A 17,770-nucleotide genomic window follows, 5' to 3' on the forward strand; every position below is an offset into this window, starting at 1 on the left:
TTAATACTAGCCAAGGTTAAGATTTTTGACACCACCTTGCGGGACGGCGAACAAGCCCTACCTGCCAGTTTAAGCGTTAAAGAGAAACTGAAAATTGCTCTGGCGCTTGAGCGTTTAGGTGTAGATATTATAGAAGCAGGCTTCCCGGTGTCATCACCAGGAGATTTCGAATCGGTGCGAGCCATCGCTCGTGAAGTTAAAAATGCGACCGTCTGTGGCTTGTCTCGTGCATTAGCGAAAGATATAGACGCCTGTGGAGAATCCTTAAGCGTGGCGGAACATTTCCGCATTCACACTTTCATCGCCACCTCAGACATTCATGTCAATACCAAACTACGTAAATCACAAGATCAAGTTGTAGAAATGGCCGTCAGAGCGGTTAAGCATGCTTGCAAATATACCGACGACGTAGAGTTTTCATGCGAAGACGCTGGTCGTACGCACATTGATTACTTATGCCGCATGGTAGAAGCCGCCATCCATGCAGGTGCTACCACAGTCAATATTCCCGATACGGTTGGATACACTACACCAACTGAGTTTGGTGGCATTATTCAAAACTTATTTAACCGCGTACCTAATATCGACAAGGCGGTTATTTCGGTACATTGTCACAATGACTTAGGGCTAGCTGTGGCCAACTCTTTAGCCGCTGTTGAACAAGGCGCACGCCAAGTAGAAGCCACGATTAATGGTTTAGGTGAACGAGCGGGCAATTGTTCGCTAGAAGAAATCGCCATGATATTACAAACCCGCGAAGCCCGCTTAGGTTTACAAACCAATATTAAGAGCCAAGAAATATCTCGTACCTCAAAGTTAGTCAGTAACTTGTGTAACATGCCAGTACAAGCCAACAAAGCCATTGTTGGCGCGAATGCCTTTAGCCATTCTTCGGGCATTCATCAAGATGGCGTGTTGAAAGGCCAAAACACTTACGAAATTATGACGCCAGAAAGTGTCGGCATTAATAAAAACAACTTAAATCTGACCTCTCGCTCTGGTCGCCATGTGATTAAACATCGTTTAATGGAATTAGGGTATGCTGAAGCTGATTTTGACTTAGAAACCGTTTATGCCGCATTTGTTAAATTAGCCGATAAAAAAGGCCAAGTATTTGACTATGATTTAGAAGCACTATTATTTTTCAGTCAGCAAGAACAAGAAGAGCAATATTACCAACTCAAGTATTTGCAAGCCAATTCAGGGAAAGAAATCATTCCAAGTGCCACCGTTTGTATGCAAGTTGGAGGCATCGACATTACCGAATCAGCAGTAGGTAATGGTCCTGTAGACGCAGCTTACAATGCGATAACCAAAGTATTAGGTCACGAAAATGTAGATATTGTTGACTTTAAACTCGACTCAAAAGGCGAAGGTGCTAATGCCCTAGCTCAAGTATCAGTAGTAGCCGAGTACAATGGCCGCCGCTTTAACGGTATTGGTTTGGCCACTGACATAGTTGAATCTGGGGTAAAAGCCCTTATCTACGTACTCAACAATACACATTTAGCAGATCAAATCGATCAGCAAAAAAGACAAAACGTTAAAATTTCAGGGGTATAGAAAAGAATGTCTGACTACAAGTTAGCAGTATTAGCAGGCGATGGCATCGGTCCAGAAGTCATGGTTGAGGCCAAAAAAGTATTAGCCGCAGTGAGCAACAAGTTCGACCTTAAGTTTGAGCTAAATGAATATGACGTAGGTGGGATTGCCATCGATAATCATGGCCAAGCACTGCCACCAGCTACCCTAAAAGGTTGTGAAGACGCTGATGCCATTTTATTTGGTTCAATTGGTGGCCCTAAGTGGGATAACTTACCACTAGAACAACGCCCGGAACGTGCTGCTTTGCTTGCCTTACGTGGACATTTTGATTTATTCAGTAATTTACGCCCAGCCAAAATATATAAAGGCTTAGAAAACTTCTCGCCTTTGCGAGCAGACATCGCAGCTAAAGGTTTTGATGTATTGGTTGTTCGTGAATTAACCAGTGGTATTTATTTTGGACAGCCGAAAGGCCTAGAAGGTGAAGGCGAAGAAGAGTTTGCATTCGATACCATGCGTTATACCCGTGCAGAAATTCGCCGTATCGCTATCAGTGCATTTGAAGCCGCGCAGAAACGCAACAAGAAAGTCACCTCTGTCGACAAAGCCAACGTATTAGTATGCAGTCGTTTATGGCGTGAAGTCACAGAAGAAGTCGCTCAAGACTATCCTGAAGTAGAGCTTGAACACATTTATATTGATAATGCAGCGATGCAACTGATCCGTGATCCAAGCCAGTACGACGTCATGCTATGTTCTAACCTGTTTGGTGACATTATTTCTGACGAATGCGCTATGATCACCGGCTCAATGGGATTATTACCTTCTGCCAGTATCAATAGTGATGGTTATGGTATGTACGAGCCTGCAGGTGGTTCAGCGCCCGATATCGCAGGTAAAGGCATTGCTAACCCAATTGCTCAAATCTTGTCTTTGTCTATGCTCCTGCGTTTTAGCTTAAACGAAGTGGCAGCTGCAGATGCAATTGACACAGCCGTTACAAAAACCCTCAGCGACGGCATTCTCACTGGTGAGCTATTAACTCCAGAAAACAGAGATCAAGCTAAGAGCACCAGCCAAGTTGGTGATTACGTTGCTTCGCTAATAGCCTAAGTCAAACATATCTAAGCTATAAATGGCTTAGTGAATAAATGTAAGAAGACTTAAGCCAGTAACTAAAATTCAATACCTAGCAACAGCTTTTACACTGTTGCTAGGTACCACAGATTAACTAAAAGAGTACGCATAATGGCGACAACCTTATACGACAAAATTTGGCAAGACCATGTAATTGATAAAAACACTTCATCAGCCGTTGGCAGTGAAGGTTTAATCTACATCGACCGCCACTTAATTCATGAAGTGACCTCTCCACAGGCTTTTGCCGGTCTGGATGATAAGAACCGCAAAGTGCGTTGCCCGCAGCGCACTTTTGCCACTATGGATCACAGTATTTCAACCCGCTCTTTAGCGATTGATGCCTGCGGCCCTACCAATAAACTACAATTACAAACCCTTGCCGACAACTGTGAAAAACATGGTATTTCGTTATTTCCGGTTGGTCACCAAAAACAGGGAATTGTCCATGTTATGGGTCCAGAACTAGGCCTTATTCAACCCGGAATGACAGTAGTATGCGGAGACTCTCATACGGCGACTCATGGTGCATTTGGCTCTTTAGCTTTCGGCATCGGCACATCTCAAGTCGAACATGTATTTGCTAGCCAAACGTTAAAACAAACCAAAGCTAAAAGCATGCTAGTCAAAGTAAACGGGCCACTACCGATTGGCATAACAGCAAAAGACATTATTTTGGCCATCATTGGCAAAATAGGACATGCTGGGGCAACAGGTTTTGTGATTGAATACAGCGGTGAAGCCATTTCAGCCTTGAGCATGGAAGAGCGTATGACCGTATGTAACATGAGTATCGAAGCCGGTGCTAAAGCGGGTTTAATCGCACCAGACCAAACTACCTTTGATTACCTTGAAGGCCGTGAATTTGCCCCTAAAGGCGATGATTGGCAAGAGGCCGTTACTTACTGGAAAGGCTTAGTGTCGGATGAAGGGGCAATATTTGATTCAGTGGTTGAATTAAACGCCGCCGATATCACCCCACAGGTCACATGGGGTACGAACCCAGGGCAAGTTATTGGGGTCAACACACCTGTCCCTGCTGCAACAGACTTTAGTGATCCTATTGATCAAGATTCAGCAGTAAAAGCCTTAAAATATATGGACTTAACGCCAGGTCAGAAATTATCTGAGTTAAGCGTTAACAATGTGTTTATTGGCTCTTGTACTAATGGTCGCATTGAAGATATGCGCGCGGCGGCTGCCATTGCTAAACAAGGTAAAGTAGCCAATGGTGTAACCGCAATAGTCGTACCTTACTCAGTTGCAGTAAAACAACAAGCTGAAGCTGAACAACTAGATAAAATATTTATAGAAGCTGGTTTTGAATGGCGTTTACCAGGCTGTTCAATGTGCCTAGGTATGAACGACGACATATTGCAAAATGGCGATCGTTGCGCCTCTACCAGCAACCGTAACTTTGAGGGCCGCCAAGGCCGTGGTGCACGCACCCATTTAGTCAGTCCTGCTATGGCAGCCGCAGCAGCACTAGCTGGTCACTTTGCTGACGTACGTGACTATCAACCTAACGCCCAAGACTGATAACCAAAAGGATCGACTTATGACAACTCAAACATCTCCTGCTGGGATTGACGTACATACGGGTATAGCTGCGCCTTTGAATCAAGCAAACGTAGATACCGACCAAATCATCCCAAAGCAGTTTTTAACGGCTGTGACTCGCAGTGGTTACGGTAAACATTTATTCCATGATTGGCGTTACCTAGACGATCATGAACAAGTATTAAATCCTGATTTCGCGCTAAATAAACCTGAGTATCAAGGTGCCAGTATTTTGTTAGTACGTGAAAACTTTGGTTGTGGCTCTAGCCGTGAACATGCTCCTTGGTCTTTAGATGACTACGGTTTTAAAGTACTCATTGCCACCAGTTTTGCCGATATATTTTACGGTAACTGTATCAACAACCAATTGTTGCCGGTACAGCTTACGAGCGAACAAATGGATCAGTTATTTGCTTTAGTTGACGCAGAGCCTGCTACTCAAATCACGATAAATTTGCAGCAACAAACGGTTTCCACTGGAGATCTCAGTTTTAGTTTTGATATTGCAGAGCAACACAAGACGAATTTATTAAAAGGTTTAGATGCGATTGGTCAGACCCTAGAATTAGAAGAGCAAATTAGCGCATTTGAAAACAGTCGCCCTAACTGGCAATAAGCGACATTCAATTTGCCATAAAAAAACGACTCATATGAGTCGTTTTTTTGTTTAAATACAAAGAATCACAGTTATTTTTCACATATTCTATTTCTCATCATCAACATACCTGCAAGCAAAAAGAATGACCATACTGCTGGCTCTGGCACATCAGTGGCACGCGTCTCAACCTTGGTCAAAGCCAAAGAAACGTCAGTTACCAAAGAAAACTCAGATACATCATAACTATAAGTGACTAAATCAACCAAACCACTAAACGTCAGTTGCTCAGAAGCGCCCACTACAAACGAAAAGTCTAAACTGTCGGTAAAAATCTGTAAGCCATCATTTAGATTAGATGCTAAATAAGAAGAAACTAAACTGCTCCCCAATTCATCCTCTAACTCAATATTTGAATCGACAAACGCATCACCGCCAACACTGTCATTGGCCGTAGCATCAGCCTGCTGGCTGTAACTAAAAGTGAAGAAGAATTCGGTAGTATTCGCTAAGTTATTTTCTAATGTCACCTCGAAAAAATAAGACACAAATTCAAAATCAATGTCTAAATTTTCCGCGGACAAACTCGAGCGAATAAACAACGGATCGGTTAACTGAGAAGAGATTGGGTTATCTCCAGTGACGTTTGCATCGGTGATTGCACTAGATGTAGATCCGGCTCCCATACCATCATTTTGCGTCGTTAAGTCTACATAAGACCCCAAATCGTCAAAATGTACTGTCCCTTCAACACTGACTCCCGTTGGGATAACAATCGCCTGTGCAACGCCTATAGGTAATATCATTGGCAACATCAACAACCATCTACTTAACCTCATACTCCCACCCATTAATTTATATATTAAAAATAACAATTACAAACAATGTAAACCATATGTAAACAATTTAACAGAATTTTCATGCTTTAATTGCGATTTTGCAAACCCATCGAAATATCATAAAAACACAAATATAACCATTAGAAAGACAATTAAAAGCGAAGTGTTTGATATTTAACAACAATAAACACAAACAAAAAACCAGTAATTAGTAGTTTTTAAAATCAATTAAATTCAACATTTGTTATTCATATGTAAATAATGTTAATTTAAAAATGAAACATACTTAAACCTCGAGACAAACAAGATGAAATTTAGATTAAATAGAACTTATTTGGCCCTTAGCTTATTACTTGCAAGTACACCTAACATATCACTAGCAGATTCAGCTAAGGTCAAGATAGACCTAAACAGCCAACATTACATTGGTGATACTTCTGAGTTGCAGAGAAACAAATTTTTCAATATTCATACTCGAGGTGGGGATTCTGGCCTAGCAGAAATAGACCAACTTTATATTAAGAACCAGTTAAACGCCGAATATGGTCGTTCATTTTGGGGGCCAATGTCAGCCGCTGGCAGTGCAAACTATCCTAGTACCGAACACGCCATGCTCAATGGTCCTATCGCTAACGCAGCAGCTAAAGCTCATCCCATGTACAAATACGGTTCAAGCCGCACCATCAATACTGAGCACCCTTATAATGTAATTGTTGAGAATAACGATCCTATCGATGGCGCGAGATGGGCTGCTGATTATTATCAATATTATTTTGATGATGAAACACGTCCGGTATTTTATGAACCCATGAACGAACCCTTTGTACATGCCTCCGATTTTGTGGATGGACCATGGGATCCAGTGGCCAACGAGGCAATGCAGTTACACATGGCAAACTGGTTTAACGAAATTGGCAAAGAGTTTGACGATCGAGGATTAAGTACAAATGTTATCGGCTTTTCCTCGGCCTGGCCTTCCTTCGAACTAAATGACTTTTCTAACTGGGAAACCAGAATGAAAATGTTTATGGATGTCGCTGGCGAAAATATCGACGGCTTGTCTTATCATTTATATGATGGGGTAAACGTAACCGGCCAAGACAATTTTCGTTCAGGTAGTAATGCCGAAGCCATCATTGATATTATCGAAACTTACAGTCATATGAAGTGGGGTGAAGTAAAACCCCACGCGTTTAGCGAATATGGTGGTATCATCGACGGTTATCCAATCGAGTATAGCCCTGAAAAGAGCTCTCAAGAATTGCGCTCTTACAACCATTTGTTGTTTAGCTTTTTAAGTCGAGAAGACCGAATTCTCACTTCAACTCCATTTATTACAGGCACAGCCAAATGGTTTTACGAGGCCAACGACTTCCAGCCTTATTCGGCCACTGTGCTTCGTCCCGATTTAGACAGTATCGTGGCCGGCAAAGTAAACAACTTTCTGCCCACCGAAAAAGCCAAATTTTACTATTTATGGAAAGATGTTAAGGGCCACAGGGCAACCATAGATACACAAGATCCCGATTTAGCTGCCCATGCTTTTGTATACGGCAACAAAGTCTACATTGCCTTGAACAATTACGAAGACCATAGCAAAGATGTCAGCTTAGACTTTGTACCGCACAATGCTGAATTAGTAAATGTGAGAATAAAGCGTTTAGACGTACCTTACGATGAAGCCGCCATTTATACCGATACTATTGTAGCCCAAGCACCGAGCCAGTTAACACTAGCTGGCCACGAAACGGCAGTATTAGAATACAACTATGCAGAGCCCATCACCCATAATAAAATTACCCGTACTAGCAGTTATTATGCAGATACTTACCTTCAACCTATTGTTGAAAATGCCTCGATAACCTTTGATTTTTCTAATGTAGTTACTAACCAAGATAACTTAAGCTTCGCCGATGCCTATGCGGAAAATATTCACTATGACCAAGCTATTGTAGATGCAATAAATAGTAAGAACGTGAAGCGCTATGAATCAACTTTACGTAGCTACAATAAGCAATTTTCCAGGATTCTAGCTAAATACCCCGACACTTGGCGTACTTCGAGAGATTACCAAAACTTGGTTACGCGAGCCGGCCGTTCGAGCACGACTCAAGCTGCCTTGCAATACCATTATTCGCAGCATGGCTATAATGATGGACAAAATACAGCCCTACTGAAAATGAGTATTGGCCGTAAGCATGACAAATCTAAGCAACCAGTGGTTACGGTAAATGGCCACGCAGTGACTGTACCAAATGACTGGAAAGGATACGACCAAGCAACCCGTAGCGACTTTTTCGGTACCATCGATATTCCTGTACCCGCAAAATACTTAAAAGCGAATAACACAGTACAACTCACTTTCCCTGACACACAAGGCCATGTTAGCTCGCTCGTACTAGAAGTCGATACTCAGGAAGATTATAAGCATACTGCTGTGACAGGTTTCACGTTAAAAGACACTGACTTAACCATTAATAAAGACAATACTTATCGCCTACAAGGGCAAGTGTTACCCACTAACGCAAGCAATCAATATGTCACTTGGACGTCAAGTTCTAAAGGTGTAGCAACGGTAGATGATCATGGAGTAGTTAGCCCTATAGCGCCTTGGCACAACCACTATTACCGCAACCACTTATGATGGCGGATATACAGAATCCTTGTTTCTGGAAGTAAAAGACCAACTGACAATCAGAAACACGGTTGCGGTTAAAACGGAGCTAGCGAACTTAGATCCTACCGACACCTTAACCCTTGATATTGCTTTTTCTTCTGACTCAGACAGAGATGTTGCATTCGAGCTTTATTCTCCGGCCAATGAATGGTTAGGCTCGACAAAAACAACCATATCTGCGGGTTCGGCCGAAACAAGCCTAAGCTTAACCTTTAATGAAGAACTAACGCCTAGCAAAGGTTACAGGTTAATTGCTTCACTACGAGCAGTAGACGGAGACTGGCGCACTGCTGTAGATACGCACACAATTAATAACATTGAAATTAATTCCCCTTATACGCCCCCTGTGCCAGAAGAAGGTAACTTACTTGGTATAAATGCAGGGGTTGAACTGGGCCATCTCAACGACTGGAAATTCAGTTGGGACACACAAGGCACGGCTGAAGTGGTAGAAGAAGCCGCAAAAGACGGCCAGTTCGGTGTAAAATTTGATACCACAGACGGTCGGGTGGGCATATTGATCGACGAAGACGTGTTACCTGAGGGACTAGTAAAAGCCGGTAAAACCTTTACATTTTCCTTTTATATGAAGCGAGTCTCTGGCAGCGGTTGGGCTGGCGGCTTTACACAGCTAGTCAATAATAATGGCGGATACAAAGCCTCTTCTCAAGCTCCTTGGCATGGCACAGCGGCTTCGCCTAGCGACTGGATATTGGTAGAAAAAGACATTGCCGGCGAAGACTGGCCAGACACTGGTACCCTGATCCAGGTTAATATGCAAACACAGGGAAGCGTTTGGTATGCCGACAACTTTAAATTAGAAGACACCACGCCTGTGGTCGTTGAGCCCGACAATAATATACTGGCCAACGTTAATCCTAGCTTTGAAGAAGCGACGGTTGCGCCTTGGGCAGGCTATTGGGAAAACAACGAAACCACCAACATAACCTTAACCACGCATGCGGCCACTGATGGACAACAGAGTTTACACCTTACCTCTGATGGTAATAGCAACACCGGAATAAACCTTGCTCCAGATGTTACGCCACAAGATTTAGGATTAGGCGAAAACCAAGAATACACCATCAGTTTTGATATAAAATCAAACAACGGTAATACCTCCGGATATTTCCGAAATGTAGTACAAGGCGTTTGGGATTCACGCGTTGAAACGTGGTTTGCAGCAACAACCGAATGGAAAACGGTAACAGTCACCCGCACCCAACAAGACTGGACCAATTTAGATCAGCAAGCGAGACTAGACTTGTACTTGTTTGCCAACGACGGTGCGGGCATCGATGTATATATCGACAACATAGTCATCAAACCCGTGACAACACCCTAAATTGACGCCACAAATAAAGCACAATCGGTTACCCTAAATTAACCGCAATAAAAAGCCTTTTAATCTCCATGCTAAAAGGCTTTTTCGTTAGCTAACCTGAGTTCTGAATAAGAAATATCGTTTAAGCTAAGCACTTCTTTCGCTAAGTAATATCAATACAATTCAATAAGTTAATATATTTTATCTACACAACCTCAGCTAAATGTTACTCGGTAACGAAATTTTTAGTGTATAGCAAGGCGAATTGTTGTGCGAAATAACGTGTTACTGCTAGACAATCCAACGCCGCTAGACACAAAAAGAGCGTTATCCAGGGTTCAATACAGTTAGCCAAGATCTATTGGCATCTAACAAGCACAGCGCTCAGCCAAAAATCTCACTAAAAGTAAGGTCAGATTTTCCCGTCGTGACTTATTCGGCCAAACGGCATAATACCCCAAAGGTTTTAGTTTCCAATCCGGCAAAACATGAACTAAGTCACCGGTTTTAATATCATCTGCAACAATATGTTCAGGTACATAAGCTAACCCCATATCTTGCTTAGCAAAATGTGACAACGCATTGGCGCTGTTTACTGTCAGGTTCGAGTTTTCAGAAACAGATATTTTCTCCCCCGTAACAGATTCGAATTCAACAGAATTAGTTCGTATATCAAATTTTATCCAATCCCAATTGACTAAGTCTGTTGGATGGGATGGCGTCGTTTTAGTCGCCATATATGCTTTGCTCGCAACCAGTAAGCGCTGGCCCTCATATAACTTACGGGCCATCATCGTACTATCTTGCAACCAACCAACTCGAATACTCATATCGATACCCTCGTTCAAAATATCAACAATGTGATCTGAAAAGGTCAAAGACAACGAGACTTTAGGGTATTGCTTGGCAAAATCAGCTATTGCGCTTGAAATGGTGGAGGAGGTAAGAAATACCGGCAGAGACACTCGCAAAGCGCCAATATGTTGTTGCGAAAGTGCGTTTAATTCATTTACACCTGCCTCTGCATTTCTGACGACTTCCAATGCGTGAGCATAAAACTTACGCCCCTCATTAGTCAGCACCAGTTTACGAGTGGTTCTGTATAACAAGGTTACACCTAAGTATTGCTCAAGGTCTGCCACTGTCTGACTAGTCCGAGACGGCGCCAGATCTAATGTTTTTGCAGCGCGGCGGAAAGACCCTTCGTCCACTACCCGGGCAAACACTGCCATGTGTCGTAGATGATTTATCATTATTCTGTTTTCCAGATTTATAAAATCAAATTATTGCATATATTCAGATTAATAGTGGAAAGATATGATCCTCCTGACTTCAATAAAACTACACCGCAACATGCACTACTCATGTTGCAAGTACAGCCAATACAACAGGATAAATAATGATAAGCAACACCAGAAAAAACCTAGCGCTAGTCATCGCCCTAACGCTAACAGCCCCGCTTCTAGCCCAAGCAGAAGGCTTTTACGGCACTGCGCAACTCGGCGTTAGCCAACAAATCAATGACTCACAAGCCATTGGTAACAACATTGCTGTAGATCCCGATTTCCCCGCTGAGTTTGATGCCGGTGATGGCACTGTCGGTGGCATTGGCCTTGGCTATGTCATTAACCAACAGTTCCGAGTAGAAGCGAGAATTGCTTATCGCGAAAGTAGTTTCAATGAGACTCAGTTTGGCACGGGTGCACGAAACGGCGAAGAGTATAGGTTAAATGGTGAGATAAAAAGCACCACGTTAAGTATTGAAGGCTTTTATGACTTTCAAAATAGCACGGCCTTTACCCCTTATATCAAAGCAGGTTTAGGGATGGCCGACAATAGCTATTCCGCGAAGTTAGGCGGTGCAGGTGTGGCAGCATTTGACGCCTTTGATGGCCAAACAGATGGCTTTTATGACGCATACGCCGATGATGATTCTACTGGGTTGACATGGAATCTAGGCTTTGGGGGTAATTATCAGCTAAGTGACACGACCTCAATTTATGCAGAATACCAATATGCCTCGTTTGGCGATGTGCAAACTGGGCAAGACTCTTTTACCGACGGCTTCGAGATAGGCAATCTGTCAAGCAATGAACTGTCTTTGGGTCTACGAATTCACTTCTAGAATTATAAGAAAATTTCGGTAAGGCATCCCCTTCCCTCGACCATTATCTAACACCCTTTCGATTGTTTTATTTGAAAGGCTTTATTTGGAGCACGTTATGAAGAAACCAGTACCAATACCACTAAAAGTAGTAGAGATAGTCCAAATCACTCCGAATATGCAGCGCTTGGTATTAAAAGGGGATGAACTGGTTAACTTCCCCAAAGACTGCGAAGGGAGTTATATCAAGTTTTTATTCAATCAAGCTGGAGGCACTGATTTGAGCCTAGTGGCGCAAGGTCAACAGCCCATTATGCGAACCTATACCATAAGACGTTTTTCTAGAACAAATCGTACCATTGAAGTTGACTTCGTTCGCCATTTTAGCAACGACTTAACCAGCGGTTTTGCCACACGCTGGGCGACATCTGCGCAAGTAGGAGACGCAGTCACCATTGCAGGGCCCTAGCAGTACTAAAGCGATAAATACAGAAGCCGATTGGTTCATGATGGTAGCCGATATGACCGCGCTACCGGCCCTATCCGCCAAAATTCGTCAGCTACCGTCTCAAGCGAAAGGATATGCCGTGATTCAAGTCAGCCACAAAGACGACATTCAATCTCTCGCAGCGCCACAACATGTGCAACTCATTTGGCTAACTCAGGGCAGGTCACTGCTAAAAAAGTGAAGTCACTGCCTTGGTTAGATGGCATTGCATCTATTTGGGCCGCCTGTGAATTTGACGATATGCGCGAATTACGCAGCTATTTTCAGGATGCGCAACACGTAGACCGGGAACATATCTACATCAGTAGTTATTGGAAAAACGGCATGACGGAAGATGGACACAAAGTCATCAAACAACAAGATTCTCAAAATAGTCAATAGAATAGTCGGCCATTTATGGCGTTCTAACGACATGGGCGCACTAACTAAATAACCAACAAACCAATTTAAAAACAACACGTTAATAGAGGACATTCAACATGAAAAATAAACTAATGCTAACCCTAGTAGTCGTCTGCAGCTTAACTTCTGCAACAATCCAAGCCACAGATAATAGCAGTAAAGCTAAGACTAAAGGTACACTAGCGACTGCCCAAGCTTTCTTAGAGGCTGCTGGAACGGGCAACGGAATCGTACTAAACGAACTGATGACAGAGGATTTTGTTTGGCACAACGAAGGTGACAAATCTATTCCTTGGATAGGCCCATGGCAGGGTAAAGAAGCTGTTTTCGACACGTTTATGCCTGCATTTGGCGCTGGCTTAAAGGTTACTAGCTGGACAACAGACTACCGTTTTGAGAATGGCGAACAAGCAGTTTTCATGGGAACAATGAGTGCAATAGCCACTAACACGGGTGTTGATACAGGAAAGTTCACTTGGACTGTACGTGTGCATGTAGTTGATGGCAAAGTAAAAAGCTGGAACTGGATGGAAGATAGCTTTGCTGTGTCTGAAGCATTTCACGCTACTCAAGTAAAATAGGATATTGTTAATAATCTACCGACACTGTACCCCGAAAGCTAGCTACTTAGCGAACTTTCGGGTTATCCGCCCTTTGCCAACTTTCCCCAAATGCAAACTAATTAAAAATTCTTGCAGCCAAACTCTTTCAGTTCAAGGTAATATTGCCAACTAAAAAGATATTCAGCCTAATTTTTAACGGAGCAAACTTATGACCCAAGCAGCTTATGAACAAGCCATTAATCTTATCGACAATGCTAACAGTGAAGATCCAAATGTAGAACACGCTGATGGCAAAGATTGGCCTAAAGAGTTGCTATATAGCTTGCGTATGTCTGACATGCTAGAACGTTACAAGAGTGACACAGATCATGCGATTAAATTAGCGATACGGGGCCAACACATTCAGCGCTGGCAATCTCCACGTAACGCCTATCCGATGGATCGTCAGGGCTATCATAAATGGCGTAGCGACCTTTATGTTTTCCATGCAGACAAAGTAGGCAACGCGTTAGCAGAAGCAGGCTTTAATGAACAAGATATCCTTCGTGCTAAAAATGCAGTCGCAAAGAAAGGTATTAAATCCAATCCAGATGCGCAACTACTAGAAGACGTAGCGAGTTTAGTTTTTATTGAACATTATATGTTGGCATTTGCAGAAAAGCATACAGATTACACAGAGCAAAAATGGATAGATATTATTCGTAAAACTTGGCGAAAAATGTCTGAAGATGCCCATGCTTTTGTACTCGCTGGCAATATCACCCTTCCAGAACCTTTAACACCATTAATTTTGAAGGCGGTACAAGCGTAGATTTGGCGAACTAAAATTAAAGACTTTGCCGTTAACAACTGAACGCCGATGATTTTGGCGATAAAAAATTATCGCCAAATTTAGAGTAACAAGCGTAGGAATATAAGAAGTCTTGTACCTTAGAGTCTCAGACCAGCGCAACATTCCTATTACTAAAGCGTGATGCAATTATCCAGAACTCAGGTTAAATAAGCATGTAGCCGCTTGAGTCATGAGCCAGTACTACGACAGTACAGCGCCTATCAAACTCAATTAAAATCGAGGCAGGCTATAACCAACGCCGGTAAATAAATCTACATTCAGCGAGATTTTAAATGCACACAATCGAGACGCTAAAATGAAAGAATAGTTATTTGCTCAAATTGCTATTGAGCACAGATTGTCGGTTCCCCCAATGAAAACAGCGCTAGCATATACAAGCGAATCGACGTTTATGACTCAAACGCACTTCGCTAATAATCGCACTGCCTTTGTGAAAGGTGTGTAGAACGGTCGACAAAGTGTGCGTCAAGCAAGGCATTTAACCCTATATTTGCGGCTTTTGCTTGAGCAACTTCATGCTCTGAAACCGCTTTTGAAATACGTGTATAATGGAACCCATAGTAATTTATATTGGCACTTTTCAAGGCGTTGGCCATATTGTCAATGTTGTGTTTTTTGTCATCCACAAACACTACAGACTTATATTGTTTACCACTTCTCTTCAGTAAATCGAGTAATAAAACCCCTTTGTTCAAACCTTGTACCATAAACACACCATTGACATAACTCACCTGGGCAGTTCGCCCACCTAATGTATAATCATAGTGGTAGCCCATATCGGTTGGAGCGAGAGAGTTATCTGCGAAGTTCAACTGATTTCTCGCTAGTTCACGCATAGTCGCAGCGCGATAGGCACCTGAACGCGCCGTCAAAATTACAACATCATTGTTCACTCCTGCGACAATGTCAGCCATGTTAGGTTGAGTGGGCCGATTGACAGCAATTTCAAATACCATTCCAAGCACATCAAACAAACAATTCACTTTGTCGCTAGTAGCGATGTTGACTAAATCTCCTGCTTGATTCAATGCTCTGCCTCGTTGCCAGTCATACCACTTGTCACTGCCAAAAAATTCAGTAGCAGTGAGAAGTGTGTCATCAATATCAAATACGACTAAGGTTGAGTCTTTATCTAGGGATTTAGCTTTATCAGCCGCGTCTTGCAACTCTTTCGTTTGGTAGACAACACTCAAGGGGGCACTTTCACTCTTTAGTAAATGGGCCCGAGAAGTAGCGGTGTCAGAGGCACAAGCCGTTAACAATAAACCCGTGCTTAGTGCGATAATTGCGCCATGAAAAGTAGGTCTAAACTGCATAATTGCTCCTGATACTTCAGCTTTTAGATTGGTGAGAGATAAAATGAAGTAGCAATAATACATTATTCCCCTGAATTCAGCACAGTAAACAGCCTGAGTTTGAATAGTTCAAGGCCTTACAATCGCGGCCACAACTAACAACCTAGCCACGTTGTTCCGCACATATCGAATTAGGCATACAAAATAACTAAACCTTTGCATACAAATAATCCATTATATTGTTAATATTAGTCTTTATTCTCCACCAATTAAGGATAGATGGTAGTGTTCCAAACGAGCCAAGATGAGGCCACGCATCAAAAACCTCAACGAGTCAATTGGTCTAGACCTCTATCCATCATTCTTTTTATTATCACTTCTTTGATATTTTTGCCTCTTATCTATCATTTTAGCGTCGCTTTACAACCTGTCGCTAAAGAGGCGGTAAAAGGTGAACTCTTTATTTTGCCAACCGATCTAACTAAAAACAAAACCATTGCGTTAACGGGGATTGGTATTTTTTCTGGAAACAATTACTGACCCCAGAGCAAATCGAATCCTCTGGTACTCCTGCTGCTTTTATAAAAGGCACAAAAGGTTGGCAAGATAAGACAGACAGTAATGATTACCCCGCTATTGGACTAGCAACCTATCACCTCAACGTACATTTACAGAAAAAGACTCATAATTTAGCACTGCATATTCCTCAAATTGATAGTGCTTACAAAATGTATTTAAACTCAGAACTGCTGGCTAGCGGTGGAGTTGTAGAAGATTCAATCACCACTGCTAAGCCTTATTACAACAGTACCATTGTCAGGATCCCTAACGGTTTAGAATTTTTCAGTATTACGATACAAGTGTCGAATTATCACTCAAATTGGGCTGGTTTGTGGACGCCTGTAGTAATAGGAGATGCCGACGATTTACATATTCACCAAAGAGATAAAGTGGCCTTGAGTATGTTTATTTTAGGGGCTTTGTTGATAACAATCATCCATTCACTTATTCAGTTTTTTTACGTCCAGCTGACAATATTCCACTCATCTTTGCTTGTTTGTGCTTATTGTTTTTCTTACGGGAATTAACCGCTCAACATATTGGTTATGCCTTATCAGGTATTATTGGCAACTTTGTATTACTGAACAAACTAAACTTTTTTAGTTTTTATGCAGGTATGCCTATGGCCTTGTATTTCTTTCATTTAAGTTACCCTAGGGAGTTTCACCCCAAATTTTGTTCAGTTGTTTATATTGTTTGCTTAATCTTTTCGACCTTTTCCTTGGTTTTTCCGACCCGTTATTTAGGTTATTCATTGGCTACATACCAAGGCTATCGCCCTCTCAATCATGCTATATATATTATGGAGAACTTGGATCGCCAAACGTCAAAAACGAAGAGGCGCAGATGTCATGTTATTAGTTTCCTTAACGACATTTTTATTTGCCGCCAACGATATATTGTTTATGAATAACTTGATAAATACAGGTGAGTTTTTTAACTTAGGAATCATTTTCTTTATCGCTGGTCAGAGTTTCGTCACCAATAGTCGGTTTGATAATTTTATCAATAAAAACCTACAGTTAACTGAAAAGCTAGAAGAGCGAAATAACGACTTAGAACTAATGAGTGGCTTACTAGAAACAAAAGTGGCGCAACGTACCAAAGCAACTCGAGTTGGCCAATGCAGAACTCAAAAACCTAGCTAACAACGATCCCCTAACTAAAGTCCTGAATCGATATGGCTTACAGCAACATATTCAATCCACCTTCGAGCGTTATCGTCGCTCCAATACCCCCTTTAGTATATTGCTACTTGATTTCGATTACTTCAAAGAAATTAACGACACATACGGACATGACGTAGGTGATGAAGTATTAAAAGTGGGGGCCACTATCATTCAAAACGGCATTCGAGAACAAGATAAACTAGCCCGCTGGGGGGTGAAGAATTTCTGGTTTTGCTGCCTGATACCAAGTTGCAAGGTGCATTCGACACAGGCCAAAAACTACGAGAGTTTATTAATGCCAAACCTTTTAGTAAAGGGCTAGACTTGAAAGTGTCAGTTACAGGAGGCGTTGCAGAAGTCAATGAAAATGACACTTTCGACACCCTGTTTAAACGAGCGGACGACGCCTTGTATCAAGGTAAAGAGCAGGGAAGAAATCAAATTTGTAGCTAACGGAAACTCATTTTCAAGTGATTCGTAGAGCATTTTGTTTTAGCCCTAAAAGCCATTCTCGGCTTCCGTTAGCATGTATGAAACGAAGCCGTTTAGCCAATTAATGCATATACAACGCAACAAAAACCCCTCCAGCAAAGTAAATTCTACTAGCAGACCTTTACATCCTGATGTATAGCCAACTC

At 42.2% G+C, this 17,770-nt stretch carries 16 protein-coding genes and 2 pseudogenes; 15 read left to right on the forward strand and 3 right to left on the reverse strand.

Going from position 1 to position 17,770, the window contains the following annotated elements; genetic code table 11:
* Positions 1-3: 3 nt before the first annotated feature.
* The 4 genes from leuA to leuD all read left to right on the forward strand — a co-directional run bounded on the left by leuA (position 4) and on the right by leuD (position 4,858).
* Positions 4-1,563: a 2-isopropylmalate synthase gene (leuA, locus tag RS130_RS22465; RefSeq protein ID WP_316028127.1), complete on the forward strand. Its 1,560-nt coding sequence runs from the start codon at positions 4-6 to the stop codon at positions 1,561-1,563.
* Between the two features lie 6 nt (positions 1,564-1,569).
* Positions 1,570-2,658 carry a 3-isopropylmalate dehydrogenase gene (leuB, locus tag RS130_RS22470; RefSeq protein ID WP_316027776.1) on the forward strand — a complete coding sequence of 363 codons (1,089 nt, stop codon included), beginning with the start codon at positions 1,570-1,572 and terminating at the stop codon, positions 2,656-2,658.
* A 135-nt stretch (positions 2,659-2,793) separates the two neighbouring features.
* A complete protein-coding gene (leuC, locus tag RS130_RS22475) occupies positions 2,794-4,221 on the forward strand; it encodes a 3-isopropylmalate dehydratase large subunit (protein WP_316027777.1) in 1,428 nt (475 codons plus the stop codon).
* Between the two features lie 19 nt (positions 4,222-4,240).
* Positions 4,241-4,858, forward strand: coding sequence for a 3-isopropylmalate dehydratase small subunit (gene leuD, locus RS130_RS22480; protein WP_316027778.1), 618 nt, complete (start codon positions 4,241-4,243; stop codon positions 4,856-4,858).
* 71 nt (positions 4,859-4,929) lie between these two features.
* Here leuD and RS130_RS22485 read toward each other — a convergent pair whose 3' ends face one another.
* Entirely contained in the window at positions 4,930-5,676 is a 747-nt protein-coding gene (locus RS130_RS22485) for a hypothetical protein (RefSeq protein ID WP_316027779.1), read from the reverse strand.
* Positions 5,677-5,983: 307 nt separating this feature from the next.
* Here RS130_RS22485 and RS130_RS22490 point away from each other — a divergent pair, with 307 nt between their 5' ends.
* Positions 5,984-8,320, forward strand: a complete 2,337-nt coding sequence (locus RS130_RS22490; RefSeq protein WP_316027780.1) for an Ig-like domain-containing protein — start codon at positions 5,984-5,986, stop codon at positions 8,318-8,320.
* A gap of 19 nt (positions 8,321-8,339) precedes the next feature.
* The gene (locus RS130_RS22495) at positions 8,340-9,698 is read left to right on the forward strand and encodes a carbohydrate binding domain-containing protein (protein ID WP_316027781.1); all 1,359 of its coding nucleotides are present in this window, start codon (positions 8,340-8,342) and stop codon (positions 9,696-9,698) included.
* A gap of 347 nt (positions 9,699-10,045) precedes the next feature.
* Here the strand turns inward: RS130_RS22495 and RS130_RS22500 are convergent, their stop codons facing one another.
* The gene (locus tag RS130_RS22500) at positions 10,046-10,930 is read right to left on the reverse strand and encodes a LysR family transcriptional regulator (RefSeq protein WP_316027782.1); all 885 of its coding nucleotides are present in this window, start codon (positions 10,928-10,930) and stop codon (positions 10,046-10,048) included.
* 146 nt (positions 10,931-11,076) lie between these two features.
* On the opposite strand from RS130_RS22500, the gene RS130_RS22505 reads away from it, so the two are divergent.
* From RS130_RS22505 to RS130_RS22525, 5 genes and pseudogenes are all read left to right on the forward strand, one after another.
* Positions 11,077-11,802: an outer membrane protein gene (locus tag RS130_RS22505; protein WP_316027783.1), complete on the forward strand. Its 726-nt coding sequence runs from the start codon at positions 11,077-11,079 to the stop codon at positions 11,800-11,802.
* Between the two features lie 97 nt (positions 11,803-11,899).
* Positions 11,900-12,250 carry a siderophore-interacting protein gene (locus RS130_RS22510; protein WP_316027784.1) on the forward strand — a complete coding sequence of 117 codons (351 nt, stop codon included), beginning with the start codon at positions 11,900-11,902 and terminating at the stop codon, positions 12,248-12,250.
* Positions 12,251-12,302: 52 nt separating this feature from the next.
* Positions 12,303-12,670 (forward strand): annotated as a pseudogene (locus RS130_RS22515) (siderophore-interacting protein).
* A 98-nt stretch (positions 12,671-12,768) separates the two neighbouring features.
* Positions 12,769-13,272, forward strand: coding sequence for a nuclear transport factor 2 family protein (locus RS130_RS22520; protein WP_316027785.1), 504 nt, complete (start codon positions 12,769-12,771; stop codon positions 13,270-13,272).
* 190 nt (positions 13,273-13,462) lie between these two features.
* Positions 13,463-14,065, forward strand: a complete 603-nt coding sequence (locus RS130_RS22525) for a DUF4202 domain-containing protein (protein ID WP_316027786.1) — start codon at positions 13,463-13,465, stop codon at positions 14,063-14,065.
* Between the two features lie 452 nt (positions 14,066-14,517).
* On the opposite strand, the gene RS130_RS22530 is transcribed toward RS130_RS22525, so the two are convergent.
* Complete coding sequence (locus tag RS130_RS22530) at positions 14,518-15,423, reverse strand: DUF2608 domain-containing protein (protein WP_316027787.1); 906 nt, start codon at positions 15,421-15,423, stop codon at positions 14,518-14,520.
* A gap of 264 nt (positions 15,424-15,687) precedes the next feature.
* Here RS130_RS22530 and RS130_RS22535 point away from each other — a divergent pair, with 264 nt between their 5' ends.
* The 4 genes and pseudogenes from RS130_RS22535 (at position 15,688) to RS130_RS22550 (ending at position 17,585) form a co-directional block, all read left to right on the forward strand.
* Positions 15,688-15,942 (forward strand): hypothetical protein, encoded by a 255-nt coding sequence (locus RS130_RS22535; RefSeq protein ID WP_316027788.1) that lies wholly within the window; start codon positions 15,688-15,690, stop codon positions 15,940-15,942.
* Positions 15,943-16,130: 188 nt separating this feature from the next.
* Positions 16,131-16,490, forward strand: a complete 360-nt coding sequence (locus RS130_RS22540; protein WP_316027789.1) for a hypothetical protein — start codon at positions 16,131-16,133, stop codon at positions 16,488-16,490.
* Between the two features lie 324 nt (positions 16,491-16,814).
* Entirely contained in the window at positions 16,815-17,111 is a 297-nt protein-coding gene (locus RS130_RS22545) for a hypothetical protein (RefSeq protein ID WP_316027790.1), read from the forward strand.
* Positions 17,080-17,585 (forward strand): annotated as a pseudogene (locus RS130_RS22550) (GGDEF domain-containing protein). The gene RS130_RS22545 and the pseudogene RS130_RS22550 overlap by 32 nt, the downstream one beginning before the upstream one ends.
* The last annotated feature ends 185 nt before the right edge of the window (positions 17,586-17,770 follow it).

Origin of the sequence: Paraglaciecola aquimarina, assembly GCF_032464635.1 — a bacterium.
Taxonomy (GTDB): domain Bacteria; phylum Pseudomonadota; class Gammaproteobacteria; order Enterobacterales; family Alteromonadaceae; genus Paraglaciecola; species Paraglaciecola aquimarina.